The 20090-nt window shown below is 75.2% G+C and carries 21 protein-coding genes; 14 read left to right on the top strand and 7 right to left on the bottom strand.

The window, feature by feature from the left end; translation table 11 throughout:
* Positions 1-4 precede the first annotated feature (4 nt).
* Both CMN_RS03100 and CMN_RS03095 read left to right on the top strand, forming a co-directional pair.
* Positions 5-1171 carry an exonuclease SbcCD subunit D gene (locus CMN_RS03100; RefSeq protein ID WP_015489395.1) on the top strand — a complete coding sequence of 389 codons (1167 nt, stop codon included), beginning with the start codon at positions 5-7 and terminating at the stop codon, positions 1169-1171.
* A complete protein-coding gene (locus CMN_RS03095; protein ID WP_015489394.1) occupies positions 1171-4194 on the top strand; it encodes an AAA family ATPase in 3024 nt (1007 codons plus the stop codon). The genes CMN_RS03100 and CMN_RS03095 overlap by 1 nt, the downstream gene beginning before the upstream one ends.
* On the opposite strand, the gene CMN_RS03090 is transcribed toward CMN_RS03095, so the two are convergent.
* Complete coding sequence (locus tag CMN_RS03090) at positions 4187-4390, bottom strand: hypothetical protein (protein ID WP_011931895.1); 204 nt, start codon at positions 4388-4390, stop codon at positions 4187-4189. The genes CMN_RS03095 and CMN_RS03090 overlap by 8 nt on opposite strands.
* A 332-nt stretch (positions 4391-4722) precedes the next feature.
* Between CMN_RS03090 and CMN_RS03085 the strand changes: the two genes are divergently transcribed.
* The 5 genes from CMN_RS03085 (at position 4723) to CMN_RS03065 (ending at position 10317) form a co-directional block, all read left to right on the top strand.
* The gene (locus CMN_RS03085) at positions 4723-6039 is read left to right on the top strand and encodes an AraC family transcriptional regulator (RefSeq protein ID WP_015489392.1); all 1317 of its coding nucleotides are present in this window, start codon (positions 4723-4725) and stop codon (positions 6037-6039) included.
* Positions 6040-6120: 81 nt separating this feature from the next.
* Positions 6121-6777 (top strand): TetR/AcrR family transcriptional regulator, encoded by a 657-nt coding sequence (locus tag CMN_RS03080; protein WP_015489391.1) that lies wholly within the window; start codon positions 6121-6123, stop codon positions 6775-6777.
* Complete coding sequence (locus CMN_RS03075) at positions 6774-7439, top strand: hypothetical protein (RefSeq protein WP_015489390.1); 666 nt, start codon at positions 6774-6776, stop codon at positions 7437-7439. The genes CMN_RS03080 and CMN_RS03075 overlap by 4 nt, the downstream gene beginning before the upstream one ends.
* Positions 7436-9541: a YhgE/Pip family protein gene (locus CMN_RS03070; RefSeq protein ID WP_015489389.1), complete on the top strand. Its 2106-nt coding sequence runs from the start codon at positions 7436-7438 to the stop codon at positions 9539-9541. Before CMN_RS03075 ends, CMN_RS03070 begins: the two co-directional genes overlap by 4 nt.
* 437 nt (positions 9542-9978) lie before the next feature.
* Positions 9979-10317, top strand: coding sequence for a hypothetical protein (locus tag CMN_RS03065; protein ID WP_041465229.1), 339 nt, complete (start codon positions 9979-9981; stop codon positions 10315-10317).
* Here CMN_RS03065 and CMN_RS03060 read toward each other — a convergent pair.
* Together CMN_RS03060 and CMN_RS03055 are read right to left on the bottom strand one after the other, a co-directional pair.
* Positions 10314-10577 carry a hypothetical protein gene (locus CMN_RS03060; protein WP_231853775.1) on the bottom strand — a complete coding sequence of 88 codons (264 nt, stop codon included), beginning with the start codon at positions 10575-10577 and terminating at the stop codon, positions 10314-10316. The genes CMN_RS03065 and CMN_RS03060 overlap by 4 nt on opposite strands.
* Positions 10578-10591: 14 nt before the next feature.
* Positions 10592-11212, bottom strand: coding sequence for an HD domain-containing protein (locus CMN_RS03055; protein WP_015489387.1), 621 nt, complete (start codon positions 11210-11212; stop codon positions 10592-10594).
* A gap of 62 nt (positions 11213-11274) precedes the next feature.
* Here CMN_RS03055 and CMN_RS03050 point away from each other — a divergent pair, with 62 nt between their 5' ends.
* From CMN_RS03050 to CMN_RS03040, 4 genes are all read left to right on the top strand, one after another.
* Positions 11275-12960, top strand: coding sequence for a metallophosphoesterase family protein (locus tag CMN_RS03050; RefSeq protein ID WP_227077728.1), 1686 nt, complete (start codon positions 11275-11277; stop codon positions 12958-12960).
* A 6-nt stretch (positions 12961-12966) separates the two neighbouring features.
* Positions 12967-13197: a LamG-like jellyroll fold domain-containing protein gene (locus tag CMN_RS15255; protein ID WP_227077727.1), complete on the top strand. Its 231-nt coding sequence runs from the start codon at positions 12967-12969 to the stop codon at positions 13195-13197.
* Between the two features lie 135 nt (positions 13198-13332).
* Complete coding sequence (locus CMN_RS03045; RefSeq protein WP_015489386.1) at positions 13333-13569, top strand: helix-turn-helix domain-containing protein; 237 nt, start codon at positions 13333-13335, stop codon at positions 13567-13569.
* Positions 13569-14873, top strand: coding sequence for a type II toxin-antitoxin system HipA family toxin (locus tag CMN_RS03040; protein ID WP_015489385.1), 1305 nt, complete (start codon positions 13569-13571; stop codon positions 14871-14873). The genes CMN_RS03045 and CMN_RS03040 overlap by 1 nt, the downstream gene beginning before the upstream one ends.
* 26 nt (positions 14874-14899) lie before the next feature.
* Here the strand turns inward: CMN_RS03040 and CMN_RS03035 are convergent, their stop codons facing one another.
* Both CMN_RS03035 and fdxA read right to left on the bottom strand, forming a co-directional pair.
* Positions 14900-15394: a flavin reductase family protein gene (locus CMN_RS03035; protein WP_015489384.1), complete on the bottom strand. Its 495-nt coding sequence runs from the start codon at positions 15392-15394 to the stop codon at positions 14900-14902.
* Positions 15391-15717 carry a ferredoxin gene (gene fdxA, locus CMN_RS03030; protein WP_015489383.1) on the bottom strand — a complete coding sequence of 109 codons (327 nt, stop codon included), beginning with the start codon at positions 15715-15717 and terminating at the stop codon, positions 15391-15393. The genes CMN_RS03035 and fdxA overlap by 4 nt, the downstream gene beginning before the upstream one ends.
* A 106-nt stretch (positions 15718-15823) precedes the next feature.
* Between fdxA and soxR the strand changes: the two genes are divergently transcribed.
* The gene (soxR, locus tag CMN_RS03025; RefSeq protein ID WP_015489382.1) at positions 15824-16294 is read left to right on the top strand and encodes a redox-sensitive transcriptional activator SoxR; all 471 of its coding nucleotides are present in this window, start codon (positions 15824-15826) and stop codon (positions 16292-16294) included.
* 21 nt (positions 16295-16315) lie between these two features.
* Here soxR and CMN_RS03020 read toward each other — a convergent pair whose 3' ends face one another.
* Positions 16316-17686, bottom strand: a complete 1371-nt coding sequence (locus CMN_RS03020; protein WP_015489381.1) for a carboxylesterase family protein — start codon at positions 17684-17686, stop codon at positions 16316-16318.
* 152 nt (positions 17687-17838) lie between these two features.
* Between CMN_RS03020 and CMN_RS03015 the strand changes: the two genes are divergently transcribed.
* Both CMN_RS03015 and CMN_RS03010 read left to right on the top strand, forming a co-directional pair.
* Positions 17839-18885 (top strand): NAD(P)-dependent alcohol dehydrogenase, encoded by a 1047-nt coding sequence (locus tag CMN_RS03015; RefSeq protein WP_015489380.1) that lies wholly within the window; start codon positions 17839-17841, stop codon positions 18883-18885.
* A gap of 84 nt (positions 18886-18969) precedes the next feature.
* Complete coding sequence (locus CMN_RS03010; protein ID WP_015489379.1) at positions 18970-19620, top strand: histidine phosphatase family protein; 651 nt, start codon at positions 18970-18972, stop codon at positions 19618-19620.
* Here CMN_RS03010 and CMN_RS03005 read toward each other — a convergent pair.
* The gene (locus tag CMN_RS03005; protein ID WP_197536740.1) at positions 19617-19913 is read right to left on the bottom strand and encodes a VOC family protein; all 297 of its coding nucleotides are present in this window, start codon (positions 19911-19913) and stop codon (positions 19617-19619) included. The two genes, CMN_RS03010 and CMN_RS03005, sit on opposite strands and share 4 nt — an antisense overlap.
* Positions 19914-20090 lie beyond the last annotated feature (177 nt).

Raw genomic sequence — 20090 nt, 5'->3', positions numbered from 1 at the left:
CCGCGTGCGCATCCTCCACACGAGCGACTGGCACCTCGGGCGCACCCTCCACGGCGAGGACCTGCACGCGCATCACGCCGCATTCCTCGACCACCTGGTGGACCTCGTGCGCGAGCGGGAGGTCGACGTGGTGCTCGTCGCCGGCGACGTGTACGACCGCGCGGTGCCGGGCGTGCCCAGCGTTCGGCTGCTCGGGGACGCGCTCGCGCGGCTGAGCGCGCTCGCGACCGTCATCGTCACCCCGGGCAACCACGACTCGGCCGCGCGGCTCGGGTTCGCGTCGGCGCTGCTGCGCGACGGGCTGCGGATCCTCGCGTCGGTCGAGGCGCTCGACGTGCCCGTGGTCATCGAGGACGCCGACGGGCCCGTCGCGTTCTACGGGGTGCCGTACCTCGATCCCGACGCCGTGCGCGCGTCGCTCGTCGCGCCCGGGTCGCCGCCTCTCCCCCGCTCGCACGAGGCTGTGCTGGGCGCCGCGATGGACCGGGTGCGCGCCGACGCCGCCGGGCGACCGGAGGCGCGCGTGGTCGTCGTGGCGCACGCGTTCGTCACGGGAGCGGCGCCGAGCGAGAGCGAGCGGGACATCCGCGTGGGCGGGTTCGACCAGGTGCCGGCGTCGGTGTTCTCCGGGGCGGACTACGTCGCGCTCGGGCACCTGCACGGGGCGCAGGAGGTGCGGGCGGCGGGATCGGCGCGTCCCGTCATCCGCTACTCCGGCTCGCCGCTCGCGTTCTCCTTCGGGGAGCGGATGCAGCGGAAGTCGAGCGCGCTCGTGGAGCTGGCGGCCGACGGATCCACCACGGTCGAACTCGTCGACGCGCCCGTGCCGCGATGGCTCGCGGAGGTCACGGGGACGCTCGCGGAGATCGTCGACGGGCGGCACGCCGACCTCGCGGACGCGTGGCTGCGCGTGCACGTGACGGATCCCGTGCACCCGCCGCACCTCGTCGCGCGTGTGCGGGAGGCCCTGCCGCACGCGCTCGTCGTGCTGCACGAGCCGGAGGGGCGTGTGGAGGGCACGCGGTCGCGCGTGGTCGACGCCACGACGGATCCGCTCGAGGTCGCCGCCGACTTCGTCGCGTACGCGACCGGGGCGCCGCCGACCGAGGCCGAGGCGCTCGTGCTCCGCCAGGCGTACGAGCTGGCCCTGGCCGCGGACCGGAGCGCCTGATGGACCTGCACCGCCTCACCCTGCGCGCCATCGGGCCGTTCGCCGGCGAGCACGTCATCGACTTCGCGGAGCTCGGGCGGTCGGGGCTGTTCCTGCTCGAGGGGCCCACCGGATCCGGCAAGTCGACGCTCATCGACGCCGTGGTGTTCGCGCTCTACGGGTCGCTCGCGAGCGACGGGTCGAGCCGCGACCGCCTGCACAGCCACCACGCGGCGCCCGGCGTGGAGCCGTACGTGGAGCTGGTGTTCGAGACGGCCGCGGGGACCCACCGCGTGCGCCGGAGCCCGCAGCACCAGCGCCCGAAGGCCCGCGGCACGGGCACCACGAACCAGAACGCGACCGCGACGCTCGTGCGCCTGTCGTCGCCCGACGCCGACGCGGGCGAGGTGATCGGCACCAGCACGCAGGAGGTGGGCACGGAGATCGCGCGCATCGTCGGGCTCACGCGCGCGCAGTTCGTGCAGACCGTCGTGCTGCCGCAGGGCGAGTTCGCCGAGTTCCTGCGCTCGACCGGGGAGCAGCGGCGGCTCGTGCTGCAGTCGCTGTTCGGCACGGCCGTCTACGACGCCACGGCCAAGCAGCTCGCCGAGATGCGCACGGCCGCGAAGGCGCGCACCGACGCCGCCGACGCGAGGGTCGCCGAGGCGCTCACGGGGCTGCGCGAGGCGACGCGGGTGGATGCGCTCGAGGTCGCCGACGCAGCGGACACCGTGCGGCTGCTGGCCGAGCTCGCCGACGCGGCCGAGCAGGCGCGCGCCGAGGACGAGCGGGCGCGGATCGATGCGGCCGACGCGCTCGCCGACGCGGAGCGGGTGTCGCGCGGGCTCGACCGGCGGCGGGCGCTGATCGCGCGCGAGGAGGCCCTGCGCGCGGCCGTAGAGGAGATCGCCGGGCTCGCGCGACGCGCGGAGGAGGCCAGGCGCGCGGCGGCGGTCACGGGACCGCTGGCCGCGCGCGACCGGGCGGAGGCGGCCAGGGCCGCGGCCGAGGACGCCGACGACGCGGCCCGCGCGGCCTGTCGCGAGGAGCGGCCCGCCCTGGCCGGTGCCGCCGCGTCGGCGCTGGCCGAGCGGCGCGACGCGCTCGTGGCCGAGCTGACGACGCTGGCGGACGCGGAGGCGCGCGAGCGCGGGCTGCCGGGACGCCGCGCCGACGTGCGCGCCGCCGAGGACGCGGTCGCGGCGCGCGAGGCCGCGGCGCAGGAGGCGGAGGCGTCACTGCAGGAGCGGCCGGCCGCGCGGATCCCGCTGGTCGAGGCCCGGGACGCCGCGGCGGAGGCGGCGGGCGGCTTCAAGGCCGCGCGCGCGGCGGTCGCGGAGGCGGAGGCGACCCGGCTCCGGGTGACGGAGCTCGGGGATCTCGAGGCGCGGATCCACGTGGCCCGGGACGCCCTCGACGCGCGCTCGGCCGCCGCGGGGTCCGCAGTGCGCCACGAGGCCGACCTGCGGCAGCGCAAGATCCGCGGCCTCGCCGGCGAGCTGGCCCAGGAGCTGGAGGACGGCGCGCCGTGCCCCGTGTGCGGCGCGGTCGACCACCCCCACCCGGCGCCGAGCGCGCCCGGGCACCCGGACGACGACGAGATCGAGCGGGCGGCCGAGGCGCGCGCCCGGGCCGAGCGGGCGCAGGGCGACGCGGCGCAGGCGCTGTCGGCGGCGACCGCGCGGCACGAGGTGGCGCAGGCGGCGCTGGGCGGGATCACCGCGGAGGCCGCCGACGCCGAGGTCGCCGCCCGCGCCGCGCGACTCGCGGAGGCCGAGGCGGCCGGCGGCGCGCTCCGGGCGGCGGAGGCGGCGGTCGTCGCGCACGACGCCGAGAGCGAGCGGATCCGCGCCCGCCGCGACGACGCCCGCGCGGCCCTCTCGGGTCTGCGGGAGCGCGTGATGCGGGCGCGCGAGCTCCTGGTGGAGGACGAGGCGGCCGTGCGCGCGGTGCTCGCGGAGCGGGACGCGCAGCGGGACGCGGACGCCGCCGGACCGGACCCCGTCGACGACGCCGACACCCCCCGCGTCGCCGCCCTGGTCGCCGACCGCGCCGCCGAGCGCGCCCTCGTCGACCGCCTCATCGCCCTCGCCGCCGCCCGCGAGCGCACCGCCGCGGACGCCGCCGCGCGCGCGGTCGAGCTCGCCGACGCCCTCGCCGCGCAGTCCTTCGCCACCGAGGCCGACGCCCGCGCCGCGGCGCTCCCGCTGGCCGAGCTCGAAGCCGCCGCCCGGCGGGTGTCCGTGCACGAGCGCGAGCAGGCCGTCGTCGCCGAGGGCCTCGCGGACCCCGAGGTCGCGTCGCTCACGGGCGCCGAGCACCCGGATCCGGACGCCGCCCGCGCCGCCCTCGACGCCGCCCAGGCCGCCGCGCGCTCCAGCGCCGAGCGCGCCGCCCGCGCGCGCGACCGGGCCGACCGCAGCGCATCCGCCCTCGCGCGCCACGACGCCGCCCGCCTCGAGAGCGCCCGCGCGGGCGACCAGGCGCGCGCCGCGATCCGCATGGCCGAGGTCGCGAACGCCGTCACCCCCGAGAACACGCGCGGCACGACCCTCGGCACCTACGTGCTCCTGCGCCGCTTCGAGGACGTGGTGCAGGCCGCGAACGCGCGCCTCCGGGTCATGTCGAGCGGGCGCTACGAGCTGGAGGTGAGCGAGGAGCGGGAGGCGACGAGCAGGTCCCGGAAGACGGGGCTGGCGCTGCAGATCCGCGACCACGTCGTCGACCGCGTTCGCGAGCCCGCGAGCTTCTCCGGCGGCGAGACGTTCTACGCGTCGCTCGCCCTCGCGCTCGGCCTGGCCGACGTCGTGCAGGCGGAGGCGGGCGGGCTCCAGCTCGGCACGCTCTTCGTCGACGAGGGGTTCGGCACCCTGGATCCGGAGACGCTCGACGCCGTCATGTCGGAGCTCGGCCGGCTCTCCTCCGACGGCCGCACGGTCGGCATCGTCAGCCACGTCGAGGAGCTCAAGCAGCGCGTGGCCGACCGGATCGAGGTGCGCCGCCGGGCGGACGGGTCGTCCACCCTCACGTCGACGGTCAGCTGAACGGGTCGCGCCGCTTCGCCGCGAGGTGCCGCCGCCAGTAGAAGGTCGCGCCGCCGCCGAGGCCCGCGGCCAGCACGAACGCGACGACGCCTACCACTCCGAGGCCGCCGCCCGTCTGCACGGTGACCACGCCGAGCGCGACCATCACGAGGCACGAGCGCAGCAGGATGAAGGCCAGGGACCGGTCGCTCGTCATGCGGCGCCTCTCGGGGGGGGTGCGGATGCGGTGGGGAAGACGACCGCGATCCCCGAGCCTAGGCGGCGCGACCGTGCGGATCCGGTGCGTGCGCCGGGCGCCCGCGGTGCGGCACCGGGGCGCGCGGAGGGAGCCGGCGGCCCGCCCCGCCGCGAACGGCCGGGGGACGCGCTTTCGCTCAGCGGATATCCGCGGAGCGACGACCCGCTCTCTGACGGGGCGGTGCCGAAGTGCTGTCACCTCCCGGTACCCCGGAGGGGCCTGACCGTGAGTGCACGATGCATGATGAGCGGGAGGGCGGAGACGACCGACGCCCAGAGACCGCAGGAACCATGACGACAACGCTGACCCCCGCCGGAACGAGGGATCCCTCACGCCGCCCGCGCACGACGCACGCCGACACCGACGCATCGCTCGCGGCGCCTCTCGTCGCGCCGTCGATGACCTCCGCGTCCGCGCCGGGCTCCCCCGCGGATCCCGCTGCCCCCGATACCTCGTCGCTGGGCACCCGCTCCCTCTCGCTCGTCGCCGGCGCCGGCGCCGCCGTCATGGGCATGGCCGCCGACGCGGCCGCGGCTGCCCGCGACACCGCGACCGCGGATCCCGCCCCGCAGGACGCCGACGCCGAGCCGACCGCGACGGCACCGGCCGCCGCCCCCGCCGACACGGCCGCCGCCCCCGCATCGGCTCCCGTCGACGCCTCCGCCGAGCCGTTCCTCCGCGCCGTCCTGGCCGGGGCCGACATCGACGAGGCCACCGCGAGCTTCAGGTCGGTCCTCGAGGGGGTCCGCTTCGCCCCCGACCGCCGCACGAACACCTTCTCCTACCGCTACGCGATCCTCGGCAGCGAGCGCGTCACCCTCCGCACGTCGCGCATCGCCGGCACGCAGTGGGCCGAGAGCGGCCGGCTCCCCGAGCACGTGGTCACCTGGTTCCTCGAGGGGCAGATCACGGTCGACCGCGGACACCGCGCCGTCAGCTCCCGCGGCCAGCTCCCGTTCCTCTTCCCCACCGGCCGCCCGTTCCAGTACCAGGCCACCGCGACCCGGCAGAACTGCGTGCACCTCGACGCGGGCTTCCTCGAGCAGACCGCCACCGAGTTCCACCACGGCCCCGCGCGCCCGCTGCTGTTCGAGCACCGCAGCGTGCCGAGCGCCGAGACGGCCGCCGTGTGGCGCCGCGCGGTCGCCGCCGCGGCACCCGTCATCACGGATCCGGACGCCTCCCCCCTGATGCGCCTCGAGGCCGACCTCTCCCTCGCCCGCGCCACGCTCCGCCTCTTCCCGTGGGACGACGTGGAGATGCCGGACGAGCTGCGCGCCCCGCGCATGGCGCACATCCGCGTGGCGGTGGAGTACCTGCACCACAACGCGCACCTGCCGATCACGCCCGCCGAGGCCGCGGCCGCCGCCGGCATCTCGACGCGCGTGCTCCAGCTCGCCCTCCGCCGCCACCACGGCCAGACGCCCACCGAGTACCTGCGCGGGATCCGACTGCGCCGGGTGCGCGCGCAGCTCGTGGACGCGACGCCCGCCACCACGACCGTCCGCGCCGTCGCCGAGGAGTGGGGCTTCGCGCACCTCGGCCGGTTCGCGGCGTCGTACGCGGGCGCCTTCGGCGAGCTGCCGAGCGAGACCCTGCGGAGCTGACCCGGCCGGCGACGCGCCCGCCGGCTGGGAGCTCGCCGCACTAAGTTGCACACAAGTGTGCAGGATCACTAGCCTGGTCGCATGCCCCCCATCGCCTCCCCGCGCGCCCTCCGCAAGGACGCCGCGACCAACCGCCAGGCCCTCGTCGACGCGGCCGTGGTCGCGCTCGACCGCGACCCGGACGCCTCCCTCGAGACCATCGCCGCCGCCGCCGGTCTCAGCCGCCGCGCCGTCTACGGCCACTTCGCCACGCGCGACGACCTCGTGCGCGAGGTGCTGCAGCGCGGCGCCCGGCGCATCGTGGAGTCGCTGGCCGGGATCACGCACGAGGACAGCCGGATCCACGTCGCCCTCATCGGCGCCCGGCTCTGGGCCGAGGTCGAGCAGGTGCGCGTGATGGCCCGGGTGGCCGTCCGCGGACCGCTCGCGCGCGAGGTCGGCACCGAGCTGGCGCCGCTGCGCGCCGAGCTGCAGCGGGTCGTCGAGCGCGGCATCGAGGCGGGCGAGCTGCGGGGCGACATCCCCGCGCCGACGCTCGCGCGCCTCATCGAGGGCGGCGCCCTCGCGGTGCTCGACGAGGCGACGCGCAGCGACATCGGCCGCGCCGAGGGGCACTCCCTCGTCATCCTCACCGCGCTCGCCCTCTGCGGCCTCGACTGGCGGGCGGCGGGCGAGCTCATCGCCGCCACCCCCGAGCTCCGCGAGGCCGCGCCCCGCGTCACGGAGGCGGCGTCGTGATCGTCACGCTGACCGACGCGCGCGTCGGCGACGGCCCCGCGCCCGCCCTGCCCGCGACCTCGCTCTCCTTCGGCGGCCCGGATCCGGCGGTCGCGGTCGCCGAGACCGAGCTGCGGCCCACCGTCCTCTCGCTCGTGGCGTCCGGCCGCATGCGGATCGACGGCGGGTCCCTCGCCCTCAACGGCGACGACTCCGACGGCGTCGCCGCGCGCGTCGCCGAGCGGGTCGCGCTCGTCGACACCCCGCGGATCAACGAGCCCGCCGACGACGTCGCGCTCCGCGCGGTCGTCGCCGAGGAGCTGGCGCTCGCCGGGCACCGCTCCGGCCAGCACGAGGTCGGCGTGATCCTCGACGATCAGGGCCTCTCCGACCTCGCCCGCGCACCCTTCTCGGCCGTCCCCGCGGTCGCCCGGATCCGCCTGCTCACCACGCTCGCCGCATCGCGCGCGGGCGTCGAGGCCGTCGTCGTCACCTCGCCCGAGCGGCACGGCGGCGCGGTCGCCGAGTGGATGCGCGTCCTCCGCGACCTCGCCCGCTCCGGCACCGGCGTCCTCGTCGTCACGAGCGAGGCCGCCGCCGAGGCGATCGCCGCGCTCCCGGCCCACGACGCGATCGCCACCCCCGAACCCACCCCCTCGATCGACGGAACGCAGACCCGATGAGACTGATCCCCCTGGTGCGCGCCGAGCTGACGCGCCTCACCGCCACCACCATGTCCAAGATCGCGCTCGTCGCGCTCGTGCTGGTGCCCGTGCTCTACGGCGGGCTGTACCTCTGGGCGAACCAGGATCCGTACAGCAGCCTCGACAAGGTCCCCGCCGCGCTCGTCGTCGCCGACCAGGGCGCGACGGTCGACGGGAAGCCGGTCGACTACGGCACCGACGTCGCGAAGGACGTGCTCGCTGACGCCTCCTTCGACTGGCACCAGGTCTCCTCCGCCGAAGCGCGCACGGGCCTCGAGGACGGCACGTACGACTTCACGCTGACCATCCCGTCCGGCTTCTCGGCGGCGCTCTCGTCGGCGTCGGGCACGGATCCGCAGCAGGCCCGCGTGGTCATGGCCACCGACGACGCGAACAGCTACCTCGCCACCACGATCGCGCAGCAGGCCGGGGCGCGGATCACGAAGTCGGTCGCCTCGCGCGTCGGCACCGAGGCCGCGGGCAAGCTCCTGCTCGGCCTCGCGGACGTGCGCTCGAGCCTCGGCGACGCGGCATCCGGCGCTCAGCAGCTCGTCGACGGGACCGCCACCGCGCGCTCCGGCGCCGACTCGCTGGCGGACGGGAACGGGAAGCTCGCGACGGGCGCCGACACGCTCTCCTCCGGCCTCGGGCAGCTCCGCTCGGGCACCGCGCAGCTCCCCGCGCAGACCCAGGAGCTCGCCACGGGGGCCGACCAGGTCGCGTCGGGTGCGGCCACGCTCTCGACCGGTGCGAACGACCTCTCGACCGGCGCCGCGGCGCTCACGCCGGGCGCGCAGAAGACCGCCGCGGGCGCGCGGAAGGTGGCCGACGGCAGCGCGCAGGTCGCGGCCCTCGGATCCACCGCCACCGCGGGCGCCGACGAGCTCGCCGGTCAGGTGCCGACGATCCGCGCGGCGATCCAGCAGCGCATGGAGGAAGCCGGCATCCCGAAGGCCGACATCGACGCCGCGCTCGCCAAGCTCGACGTGCTCGGCACCGACATCACCGACTCCACGACGAAGACGGACGGCCTCAACGCGCAGCTGCAGCAGCTCGCCGCCGGCAGCGAGCAGGTCGCCCAGGGCAGCGCCCAGGTCGCCGACGGCGCCGGGAAGCTGCAGACCGGATCCGCCGCGCTCGCGACCGGAGCCGGCACGCTCGCGTCCGGCAGCTCGCAGGTCGCGACGGGCGCGGACGCGCTCGCCAAGGCCTCCCCCGCCCTCGCCGACGGGATCGCGCGGGCCGCCGACGGCAGCGCGACCCTCGCCACGGGCGCGCACTCCGCGGCCGACGGCGCGACCTCGCTCGCGTCCGGACTCGGCACGCTGCAGGACGGCACGACGAAGCTGCGCGACGGCCTCGACTCGGGGCTCGACCAGATCCCCGCCTCCACGGACGCGCAGCGGAACGCGCAGGCCGACACCATCGGCGACCCGGTCGCGCTGCGGCAGGATGCCGTGACGCAGGCCGGCGACTACGGCGCCGGGCTCGCGCCGTTTTTCATCAGCCTCGCGGCGTGGATCGGGATCTACGCGCTGTTCCTCATCGTCAAGCCGCTGTCGCGCCGCGCGATCACGGCCCGCACGGCGCCGCTCCGCATCACGCTCGCGGGCTGGCTCACGCCCGCGCTCCTCGGCGTCGTGCAGATGGCCGGCCTCTACGCGATCGTCGCCGGCGCGCTCGGCTTCCGCATCGCCCATCCGCTCGCCATGTACGGGACGATGGTGCTCGCCTCGATCACGTTCGCGGCGATCATCCTCGCGCTCAACGTGCTGCTCGGTAGCGTCGGCCAGTTCCTCGGGCTCGTGCTCATGGTCGTGCAGCTCGTCACCGCGGGCGGCACGTTCCCGTGGCAGACCCTGCCCGGCCCGCTCGCCGCGCTGCACCACGTGCTGCCGATGAGCTTCGCGGTGGATGCGCTCCGCCAGCTCATGTACGGCGGCGACCTCGGGCAGGCCGCCCAGGACGCCGGCGTGCTCGCGCTGTGGCTGGTCGCCGGGCTCGCGGTGGCGCTGGCCGGGGCGATCCGCATCACCTCGCACCGCACGCTGCGGGACCTGCGGCCGTCGCTCATCGGCTGACCCGCCCGATCCCGCGCTCGGCCCGCCGCCCGCCCGCCTGCTAGACAGGTCGGGCGGGCGCGCCGGCCTCCGCGGACAGGGCGGATCGTGTCATTCCTCGAGGACCGGGCGCCCTGGGGTTCGGCCGTCGTGCCGGACATCCCGCTGCCGCCCTTCGCCGACGAGGCGGCGCACACGCGCTACGTGCGGATGCTGCAGACGCACCTCGCGCTCGTCGACGGCGGCGGACCCGAGCTGCCGACCGTCGCGCTGGCCGTGGCGCTCGAGCGTCCCCGGTTCCGCGCCCGGGATCCGACCACCGCCGCCTCACGCCGCTCGAGCTCGCGGTCAGCCTCACGTCGTGGTTCCCCGCGCCGTGGACGCCCGACGCACTGGCGGACGCGCTGGTCGACGCGCCGTACGGCGGCCCGAGGCGCACGCGGGACGGCTGGCGGTGGATGGGCGACCCGGACTTCACCGCCTCCCCGGCCCGCGGCGGCGGCTGGACCGTCACCCGCCACGAGCGCGGCACCGTGGACACCTCCCACCTCGCCGACGACCGCGACCTCGTGGTGCTCTGGCTGTCGCACCACCGCGGCCGCTTCGGCTACCCGCTCGCGCACGCGCACGACGACGCGGACGTCGCCGCGCTCGCGCCCGCGTCCCTCGCGGTGATCCGGAGCGATGCCGTCGACGCGGCGTTCCCGTACCGCGCGACGTGGCGCGAGGAGCGCGACCGGGCGCTGACGGCGGCGCGCGCGGCCGACGGCGGCAGCGCCGAGGACGGTCCCCGCTAGGACGCGCCGGGATCGCGCCGGTCGCGGCGACCGCCCACGCGGATCCCCGCCCAGAACGCGAGCATGACCAGGCCTATCGCGATCACGCCCGCCGCGACCAGCGTCCCGGTCGCGAGGATGTGGGCGCCGGGCGAGTAGACGCCGCCCGACGCCGGCGCGCAGGCGAAGAAGCCCAGCGTGACCGGCTGCATCAGGGACCAGATCAGCGTCAGCGCCCCGCCCACCACGGCGAGCGCCGCGACGACGAGCAGCGCGGTCATGCGGATCCGGCCGCTCACGCGAGGCGCTCCAGCGGGTTCTCGGCGAGCTTCCGCACGAGGCCGCCGTCGACGAGGCGGCGGGCGGCCGTGTCGGGCTTCCGCTCCGCCTGGTCGCGCACGCACGCGCCGAACTCCGCGGCGAGCGCCCCGCGCGGGTGGGCGGCGATCACCTCGCGGAGGAACGCCTCGGGCAGCGCGTCGGGCCGGGCGCCGGAGATGTCGAGGCCGGTCGCGACCTCCAGGAGGTGCCCCTCGACGTCGAGCTCGGGATCGACCGACGGCCAGTTGTGCCGCACGATCGCGTCGAGCACGCGCTGCCGCCGCGCGGCGGGCCAGCCGGCGCCGGCCGTGAGCGCGACGCCCACGTGCCCGCCCGCGTGCTCGTACGAGACCGTGTGGTTGTCGAACTCCGCGACCGTGCCGATGTCGTGCAGCACGGCGGAGACGTAGAGGATCTCGTGGTCCACATCCGCGAGCCCCTCGACCCCGGCGAACGCCTCCGCGAACAGCCACGAGCGGATCCCGTGGGCCGTGATCGCGGCGGACTGGTACGAGGTCGCGAGCTCGAGGGCCCCGCGGGCGGCGACCGTGTCGGGCACGGGGAAGTCGGCGATGCGCATGGCCCATGCTGGCATGCCGCCCGCCGTCCACCCCGCCGCCGCATCGCATTCACCCGGCGGCCCTACCGTGATCGTCTGTGACCCAGGACCCGACGACGCCTCCTCGCTCCGCGCTCTCCCGACGCGGCTTCCTCCTCACGAGCGGCGCGGCCGGCGCGCTCGGCGTGGCCGGCCTCGGCGGTGCGCTCCCCGCGACCGCCGCGACCGCCGCCGACGTCGCGGACAGCGCGAAGGCGAAGACGCCCACCGCGCAGCAGGGATCCGGCGCCCGCTGGAAGCCCGACACGACCTCGCCCCGCTTCACCATCGCCGTGCTGCCGGACACGCAGTACCTCTTCGACGGCGCCCCGATCCACCCGGAGCCGCTCGAGGCCTCGCTCCGCTACGTGCTCGCCGAGCGCGACCGCCACAACATCGTCTTCCTCGCGCACCTCGGCGACGTCACCCAGAACGGCGCCGCGAACGAGATCCAGGCGGCGAGCGCGCAGTTCACGCTGCTCGACAGGGCGGGCGCGGCGTGGAGCGTGCTCGCCGGCAACCACGACGTCCCGTCCTCCACCGACGACCAGCGCGGCCGCACCCCCTACCTCGACGCGTTCGGCCCGACGCGGTTCCGCAAGTCGCCGAGCTACCGCGGATCCAGCCCCGACGGCTACAACTCGTTCCACACCTTCACGGCGGGCGGACGCGACTGGCTCGTCCTCGCGCTCGACTGGCGCACGAGCGCTCGCGGCGTGGAGTGGGCGCGCGGCGTGCTCGCGGCGCACCCGACGCTGCCGGTGATCCTCACGGCGCACGACATCGTCGACTCCAAGCCCGACGGATCCGCCGTGCTCGACGACTACGGCCAGGGCCTCTGGGACTCCTTCATCTCCCAGCACGACCAGATCTTCCTCACCCTCAACGGCCACTACTGGAAGCCCGGCCGCACCACGAAGGAGAACCGCGCCGGCCACGACGTCGACCTGCACCTCGTGAACTACCAGAACCGCTACTACGGCGGCGCCGCGATGATCCGGCTGTACCACGTGGACCTCGAGCGGAACGCGATCGACGTCGAGACCCTGTCGCCCTTCATCCTGGGCGGCGGGCTCGGCACGGGCAACGAGCTCGCGGACGGGGAGGCGGCCCTCTCCGGCGACGTCGACCGATTCACGGTCAGCGTCGACTTCGAGCAGCGCTTCGCCGGCTTCGCGCCCGTCCCCGCGCGGGCCGCCCGTCCGGCCGCGCAGATGCTCGTCCCCGGCACGGTCGCGTACTGGCGTTTCGACGGGCACGCCGACGGATCCGCGCTCGGCACGGCCACCCGCATCCCGGACGCGTCCGGCCGCGGCAACGACCTCGTCGTCGCGAACCGGGCAGGGGCGGCGCCCGGATCCCTGCGCTTCGCGTCCGCGCACCACGACGACCAGCCCGGCTTCGGCAGCCTCACCCTCACGGGCGGCAAGAAGAGCGGCGACCACCTGCGCACCGTCCCGGGCGCCCCGCTCGACGCCGCGACCTTCCGCCAGGGCTATACGGTCGAGGCGTTCGTCCGCATCCCCGCGGACTTCGACGGCGACGCCGACGGCTTCAGCGCGATCCTCTCCCGGGCCGCCTCCGCGAAGGACGCCGGGAAGACGCCCGGCGACGCGGGCGACCCGGACGAGCCCGCCGCGACGCTCAGCGTCTCCGGCAGCCGCGAGATCCAGTGGTGCGTGTACCCGACGACTCAGCAGGGATCCCTCACCAACTGGTCGCACGAGCTGCCGGCCGCGACGTAGTGGCACATGGCGGTCGTCAACGACGGCCAGCACACGACCATGTACGTCGACGGCTGCCCGGTGGTGCGCAACCCCTCGACCTCGAACCGCGGCCTGGCAGCGGCGTCGCCCGCGACCTCGTGGCTGCTCGGCGCGAACCTCTACGCGGGGAAGCTCGACCACGTGCTGCCGGCGTCGATCGGCGACGTGCGGATCGTGGAGCGGGCGCTGAAGCCGTCGGAGTTCATGATCGCGTGACGTGCCTCGACGCGTGCGATGGTGTCCGGCGATCCGGATTTCCGAGTCATGGGGCTTGATCTGGAAAATCGGATAGGCTAGCTTGATCCGGATAAGCGGATCACATGGGTCCGCGACATCGCGACGGGAGACAGCATGCGCACCGCGGCCATCACGGATCCGACCGCCCTCGGTCTCGTCCTCCGCGAGGCGCGTCTACAGCGCGGGATGACCCAGCGCGAGCTGGCCGCCGTCCTCGACGTCCGGCAGAGCTACATCGCGGAGATGGAGCTCGGCAAGTCGATCAAGGCCCTCGAGCGACTGTTCGACTTCGCTCGCGAGACCGGCCTGACGCTGAGCGCCGACCTCGGCGACGATCCGGACGCCCACTGATGCGGCTCGCGGTGGAGCTCTACGGCGAGCGCCTCGGTGAGCTGATCGAGAGGCGTGGCGGCTTCGACTTCGTCGCCGACCCGCAGGCGGTGGCCGCACACGGCATCGGCAGTCGGCTCCTCTCCGTCGCCGTCCCGCTCACCACCCGCGCCCGACCCGCGGACGCCGCCCTGCGCCGGAACTTCTTCGACGAGCTGCTGCCCGAGGGGCGCGCGAGGACCAGCCTGGCCGGACGTGCGGGGGTCACCGCCGACTACACGATCGGCATGCTGGCGCGCTACGGACGCGACGTCGCCGGGGCCCTCCGCATCTGGGATCCGGAAGGCCCCGACGAACCGCGGAAACCCGAAGCCGTCCCCATCGACGATCTCGGCGTGGAGGAGTCGATGAAAGCCGTCAGGGCGGCACCGCTCGGCAACAGCACCGCCCGCCGGATGTCCTCGCTCGCCGGAGTGCAGGACAAGATCGTGCTGGCCCGGACGGCGTCCGGCTGGGCGGAACCCCTCGACGGCTTCCCTTCCACCCACATCATCAAGCCCATCCTCATGACCATGCCGACCCTGATCTTCGACGAGGAGTACGGCTCGCGCATCGCCCGGCATCTCGGCTTGCTCGACTACGCGACGGAGATCAGGATGTTCGGCCGCACGTCTGCGCTCGTGATCGAGCGCTACGACCGCGACCCGGACTCACCCGACGGGCGCATCCATCAGGAGGACTTCAACCAGGCGCTCGGCATGAGCGGCGACGGGAAGTACCAGGACGACGGACACCCGGGCCTCGCCGCCATCGCCCGCGTCGTGCGACAGGCGGACACGGGATCGCTCGCAGGATTGGCGCAGATGATGACCCTGTCGGCTGCCGTCGGGAACCTCGACATGCACGCCAAGAACCTGTCCTTGCTCCACCGCCCGGACGGCTCCATGACCCTGGCACCGGCCTACGACATCGTCCCGCAGCTGCACCAGGACGTCGACCCGGTCGTCGCCCTCCACGTCGACGGTGTGCGACAGCACCGCGACCTCCGAGCCGGGCACCTCATCGCCGAGGCGCGGTCATGGGGACTGCGCGACGCCGATGAGCTGGTCGGGAGGACCATCGCGGAGATCTCGGGATTCGTGGCGACGGAGAGGCCGCACGCCGGTGCCGCACCCGACCTCGCGCACTCCATCTCCGCCATCTGCGCACAGCTGCTCGACGATGCGCCCGCATCGAGGCCCGAGGAGGGCACGGACGAGGGCGACCCGCCCCTCCGCTACCTGCCGGAGAGCCCCGGCGGATGGGGCGGCCCCGTCCGCCGGTGAGATGCGACCGTGGCGGCCTCCCGGCCTCAGAGCTCCGGGTGGTCGTCCTCGAGCAGGTGGAAGCGGCGGTCGCGGTAGACGAGCGGCGGGGCGGGCTGCCCCAGGATCACGTCGAGGACCTCCGCGACGACCAGCACGGATCCGCCGACCGGCACGGTCTGCAGCGTGCGGCAGCGGAGGGCGGCGCGCGCGTCGGCGAGCAGCGGCTCGCCGGTCGGCAGCTCCTGGAAGCCCTGCTCCTCGGTGAAGCGCGGCGACCCGGAGACCGCGAACGCGCGGGCGAGCGCGGCGTGCTGCCCGGCGAGCAGGTGCACGACGCAGCTGTCGGCGGAGAGGATCGCGCCGGCGGATCCCGTGGCGCGCGTCACCGAGAACGAGAGCGCGGGCGGATCCACCGACAGCGACGCGACGCTCGACGCGGTGAGGCCGGACGGCCCGTCGGCGGTGCGCGCGGTGATGAGCGCGACGCCGGCCGGGTGACCGCGGAACGCGGCCTTGAAGAGGTCGGGGTCGGCGCTCACGCGGGCTCGACCTGGCGCGGGACGGCGGCCACCACCGCGTGGTCGTACGCGACGGCGCCGACCTTGACGGCGCCGCCGGGGGATCCCATCTCGGCGAAGAACTCGACGTTCGCGGTGTAGTAGTCCGACCACTTCTCGGGCAGGTCGTCCTCGTAGTAGATCGCCTCGACCGGGCACACCGGCTCGCAGGCGCCGCAGTCCACGCACTCGTCCGGGTGGATGTACAGCGACCGCTCGCCCTCGTAGATGCAGTCGACCGGGCACTCGTCGATGCAGGCGCGGTCCTTCACGTCGACGCACGGGAGGGCGATCACGTAGGTCACAGGGCGTCTCCACGGGTGGGGGCCGTCGTGACGGCCGGGCGGGTGATGCGCATGGTGTCCACGTTAGAACCTCACGTACCCTTGAGGTCAATCGGGAGGGGACGTCGTGGCGGATGCGCAGGCAGGCCCGCGGCACGCGCCCGGCGAGCTGCTCACGGTCGGCGAGATGACCCGCCGCACGGGCGTCGCCGCCTCCGCCCTCCGCTTCTACGAGGACCTCGGCCTCATCGCCGCCGAGCGCACCGCGGGCAACCAGCGCCGCTACGCCCGGCACATGCTGCGCCGCGTCTCGTTGATCACGGTGGCCAAGCGCCTCGGGATCCCGCTGGCCGACGTGCAGGCCACCTTCGACGACGCGCCTCTCGACCGCCCGCCGAGCCACGCCGACTGGCAGCGCGCGTCCCGCCGGTGGAAGCGCCTGCTCGAGGAGCGGCGCCGGCGCATCGAGCGCCTGGAGCGCGAGCTCACGGGCTGCATCGGCTGCGGCTGCCTGTCGATGCGCGCCTGCGGGCTGCTGAACCCGGACGATGCGCTGGGCGACCGGGGCGCGGGGCCGCGGCGGGTGCAGCTCGACTGATCCGCGGATCCGGCGGCGTGATCAGCCGTGGTCGAACCGCATGCCGCAGGCGCGCGCGTCCGCGTCCGGCGCGACCTCGCCCGTGCGCGCGAAGTCGGCCCACACCTGACGCACCGCCCGCCCACGCGCGGCGACCTCGGGCCACGACTCCGGCGGGACCAGGCGCATCCGGGTCCACGCCTCGCGCGTGCCGAGGATCAGCGGCACGTCGGCGGTGTGGCCCGCGCCGATGGGGCTCGACGCGGGCGCCGCGCGGAGGACGTAGCGCACGGCCCGGCCGCCCGCCGCGCGATGCCGGGCGGCGAACGCCCGGACGGGCCGCGCGTAGACGGCGCGGCTGGTGGGCCGGACGACCGTCCGCATCAGCACGCGGCGGAGCGCCCGGCCCACGACCGGCACGCGGAGGAGCGGCGCGATCACCGGCAGCGCCGGCAGGTACATCGCAGTCTCGTCGCGCGTCGTGCCGATGAGGAGGTCGACCTCCGGGGCGACGGCCCGCCACGCGGCATCGCGGTCGGCCTCGGCGGGCAGCGGCGCGTGGCCGTACCGCGGCCCCCAGGGCAGGCCCGCGCGGATCCCCGACGCCCACGACGCGCGCTCGGCCCGGGCCTGACGGCGCAGCACGGCGTCGAGCGGCGCATCGGCCGGGAGCGATCGCGTCACGCGCCCCATCGCGCGGAACATGCGCTCGCGCCCGCCCGTGATCCCCACCGGCGGGCTCTGCACGATGGCCCGCCGGACGAGCCCGCGCGCACCGGCGCTGATCATGAGGTGCAGGATCGCGTCGCCACCGGCTGACTGGCCCATCGCCGTGACCGCCTCGGGGTCGCCACCGAACGCCCCGATGGAGTCGCGGATCCAGCGCAGCGCCTCGAGCTGGTCGAGCAGGCCGAGGTTCGCGGGCTGGCCCCCGGGAGCGCCGCCGCCGAAGCCGAGCAGCCCTAGCCGCGACGTCACCGCGACCACGATCACGCGCTGCTCCACCACGAGCGCGCGCGGGTCGTGGATGGCGAGGTCGCCCGCGCCCGTCGTGTAGCCGCCACCGTGGAACCACACGATCACGGGCAGGGTCTCGCCGGGCGCGCGGTCGGCGGGCAGCGTGATCGAGAGCCGCTGGCAGTCCTCCGAGCGCTCCATGCCGTCGAGGGCGCCCTGCATCAGCGCGTCGAGGATCCGCGACGACGGCTGCGGGCACGCGGGCGCCGGGTGCACGGCTGCGAGCACGACCGGCCGCCCGTCGGATCCGCGCACGGGCACCGCCGACACGGGCGGGACGCCGCGGGCCGCCGTCGCGTATGGAATGCCGAGGTACCGGATCACGTCGCCGTCCCGGACCCCCGTCACGGGGCCGGATCGCGTCGGAGTCGGGCCGGGGACGGTGGGAGCGGGCATCCCGCCACGGTATCCGGCGGCCGAGGAAAAGCCGCGCGGTTTCGGCGAACCGGCCGGGCGGGCGTAGCGTCGAGGGGTACCGCATCCGAAGAGGGCGCGGCCGGATCGACCCGATCCCTCCCCTCCCCCACCGGACAGCACAAGGAGAACCCATGCGCACCGTCAACGCCTACGCGGCCCCGTCCGCCACCGATCCCATCATCAAGACCACCATCGAGCGCCGCGACGTCGGCCCGAAGGACGTCTCCATCGACATCGCCTACTCGGGCGTCTGCCACTCCGACATCCACACCGTCCGCGGCGAGTGGGGCCCCATCCAGTACCCGCAGGTCGTCGGCCACGAGATCGTCGGCCGCGTCACCGAGGTCGGCTCCGACGTGTCCAAGCACAAGGTCGGCGACCTCGTCGGCGTCGGCTGCATGGTCAACTCCTGCAAGGAGTGCGAGCAGTGCAAGGCCGGCCAGGAGCAGTACTGCCTGAAGGGCAACATCCAGACCTACGGCGGCACCGATCCGGCCGACGGCACCATCACGCAGGGCGGCTACTCCGAGGCCGTGGTCGTCGACGAGGACTTCGTGCTCCGCGTCCCCGAGTCCCTCGACATCGAGAAGGTCGCGCCGCTGCTCTGCGCCGGCATCACCACCTACTCCCCGCTGCGCCACTGGAACGCGGGCCCCGGCACCAAGGTCGCCGTCGTCGGCATGGGCGGCCTCGGCCACATGGCCGTGAAGATCGCGCACGCGATGGGCGCCGAGGTCACCGTGCTCTCGCAGACGCTCTCCAAGAAGGAGGACGGCCTGCGTCTCGGCGCCGACCGCTACTTCGCCACGAGCGACGACGCCACCTTCACCGAGCTCGCCAGCTCGTTCGACCTGATCATCAACACGGTCTCCGCGAAGCTCGACATGAGCAAGTACATCGGCCTGCTCGCGATCGACGGCACGCTCGTCAACGTCGGCGCCCCGTCGGAGCCGCTCGAGATCCCCGCGTTCGCGCTCATCCCCGCGCGCCGCAGCTGGGCCGGATCCATGATCGGCGGCATCGCCGAGACGCAGGAGATGCTCGACTTCTGCGCCGAGCACGGCATCGTGCCCGAGACCGAGCTCATCTCGGCCGACCAGATCAACGAGGCCTACGAGCGCGTCCTCAAGTCGGACGTGCGCTACCGCTTCGTCATCGACGCGAAGACGTTCGCGTAGGCGGCGACCCACGTCGACGGACCCCGCGGATCCAAAGATCCGCGGGGCCCTTCCGCGTCCGGGGAGCCGCGATACCGTCGGGGCATGCGCCTGATCCTGATCCGCCACGGCCAGACCGCATCCAACGTGGCGGGCGTCCTCGACACCCGCATCCCCGGACCCGGGCTCACGGATCTCGGGCGCGCGCAGGCGGCGCGGCTGCCCGAGACGCTGCGGGAAGAGGCGATCGGCGCGCTGCACGTGTCGACCATGGTCCGCACCCACGAGACGGCCGCGCCGCTCGCGCGGGCGCTCGGCCTCGCGCCCGTCGAGCGCGACGGGATCCGCGAGATCGCCGCCGCCGACCTCGAGATGCGCGGCGACCGCGCTGCCGTCACGGAGTACCTCGACACAATGATCCGCTGGGTCGCGGGCGAGGAGGACCTCCCGCTCGCGGGCGGCGAGACGGGGCGCGGCTTCCTCGCCCGCTTCGACGCCGTCGTCGCGGAGGCGGAGGGGTCGGGCCACGGAACGGTGGCGTTCGTCAGCCACGGCGCGGCCATCCGCTGCTGGGCGGGGATCCGCGCCCGCGGCCTCGACGCGGCCTTCGTCGCCGCGCACCCCTTGGAGAACACTGGCGTCGTGGTGCTCGAGGGGTCCGGCCGCAACTGGGCCCTCGAGTCCTGGGAGGGCGATCCCGCGAGCGGCGTGGGCGATGGCGCGCCGTCCGGCCCGACGGGCGACCCGGCGGCCTAGGCGGGCGCTCCGGCCGCGGGACCCGGAGCGGGCCGCCGCCCGATGGACGGCTGGAAGCGCACCAGGTAGCCGTCCGGATCCTGCACAAGGAACTGGCGGACGCCCGTCTCCTCGTCGTCGATCCGGTACCAGGTCGTCTCGGGCTCCAGGAAGAGCGCAACTCCGGCCGCGGATAGCGCCTCCGCCACGACGTCGGCGTCCTCGACGGCGATCTGGAAGTTGATCCCCCGCCCGAACGGCCGCTCCAGCGGCCCCGACACCCAGTTCCGGATGATGCCCGCCTGCTCGAGCATGAGGTGCGCGCCGCCGCGGGCGACCCTCGGCGGGCCTGTCGTATCGGACGGCGAAGCCGCAGAGGTCGCGCCAGGACGCGAGGCTCGCGGCGAGGTCGGTCACCAGCAGCTCGGGGACGAGGTCGGGCTCGGCGTCGGGATCCATGCGGCCATGCTCGCCGACGGCCGCCTCCGCGC

It is taken from the genome of Clavibacter nebraskensis NCPPB 2581, assembly GCF_000355695.1.
Taxonomy (GTDB): Bacteria; Actinomycetota; Actinomycetes; order Actinomycetales; family Microbacteriaceae; genus Clavibacter; species Clavibacter nebraskensis.
The sequence above is the reverse complement of the archived record's forward strand: the minus strand, read 5'-3'. Positions and strand labels throughout refer to the sequence as shown.

What these genes read in the sequence shown, in the direction of transcription:
- CMN_RS03080 (WP_015489391.1), top strand. Translation starts at nt 6,121, where the DNA reads ATGCCCCCCATCGCCTCCCCGCGCGCCCTCCGCAAGGACGCCGCGACC.
- CMN_RS03060 (WP_231853775.1), bottom strand. Translation starts at nt 10,577, where the DNA reads ATGACCGCGCTGCTCGTCGTCGCGGCGCTCGCCGTGGTGGGCGGGGCG.
- CMN_RS03055 (WP_015489387.1), bottom strand. Translation starts at nt 11,212, where the DNA reads ATGCCAGCATGGGCCATGCGCATCGCCGACTTCCCCGTGCCCGACACG.
- CMN_RS03070 (WP_015489389.1), top strand. Translation starts at nt 7,436, where the DNA reads ATGAGACTGATCCCCCTGGTGCGCGCCGAGCTGACGCGCCTCACCGCC.
- CMN_RS03015 (WP_015489380.1), top strand. Translation starts at nt 17,839, where the DNA reads ATGCGCACCGTCAACGCCTACGCGGCCCCGTCCGCCACCGATCCCATC.
- CMN_RS03090 (WP_011931895.1), bottom strand. Translation starts at nt 4,390, where the DNA reads ATGACGAGCGACCGGTCCCTGGCCTTCATCCTGCTGCGCTCGTGCCTC.
- CMN_RS03095 (WP_015489394.1), top strand. Translation starts at nt 1,171, where the DNA reads ATGGACCTGCACCGCCTCACCCTGCGCGCCATCGGGCCGTTCGCCGGC.
- CMN_RS03020 (WP_015489381.1), bottom strand. Translation starts at nt 17,686, where the DNA reads ATGCCCGCTCCCACCGTCCCCGGCCCGACTCCGACGCGATCCGGCCCC.
- CMN_RS03005 (WP_197536740.1), bottom strand. Translation starts at nt 19,913, where the DNA reads ATGCTCGAGCAGGCGGGCATCATCCGGAACTGGGTGTCGGGGCCGCTG.
- CMN_RS15255 (WP_227077727.1), top strand. Translation starts at nt 12,967, where the DNA reads ATGGCGGTCGTCAACGACGGCCAGCACACGACCATGTACGTCGACGGC.
- CMN_RS03040 (WP_015489385.1), top strand. Translation starts at nt 13,569, where the DNA reads ATGCGGCTCGCGGTGGAGCTCTACGGCGAGCGCCTCGGTGAGCTGATC.
- CMN_RS03085 (WP_015489392.1), top strand. Translation starts at nt 4,723, where the DNA reads ATGACGACAACGCTGACCCCCGCCGGAACGAGGGATCCCTCACGCCGC.
- CMN_RS03045 (WP_015489386.1), top strand. Translation starts at nt 13,333, where the DNA reads ATGCGCACCGCGGCCATCACGGATCCGACCGCCCTCGGTCTCGTCCTC.
- CMN_RS03010 (WP_015489379.1), top strand. Translation starts at nt 18,970, where the DNA reads ATGCGCCTGATCCTGATCCGCCACGGCCAGACCGCATCCAACGTGGCG.
- CMN_RS03065 (WP_041465229.1), top strand. Translation starts at nt 9,979, where the DNA reads ATGGGCGACCCGGACTTCACCGCCTCCCCGGCCCGCGGCGGCGGCTGG.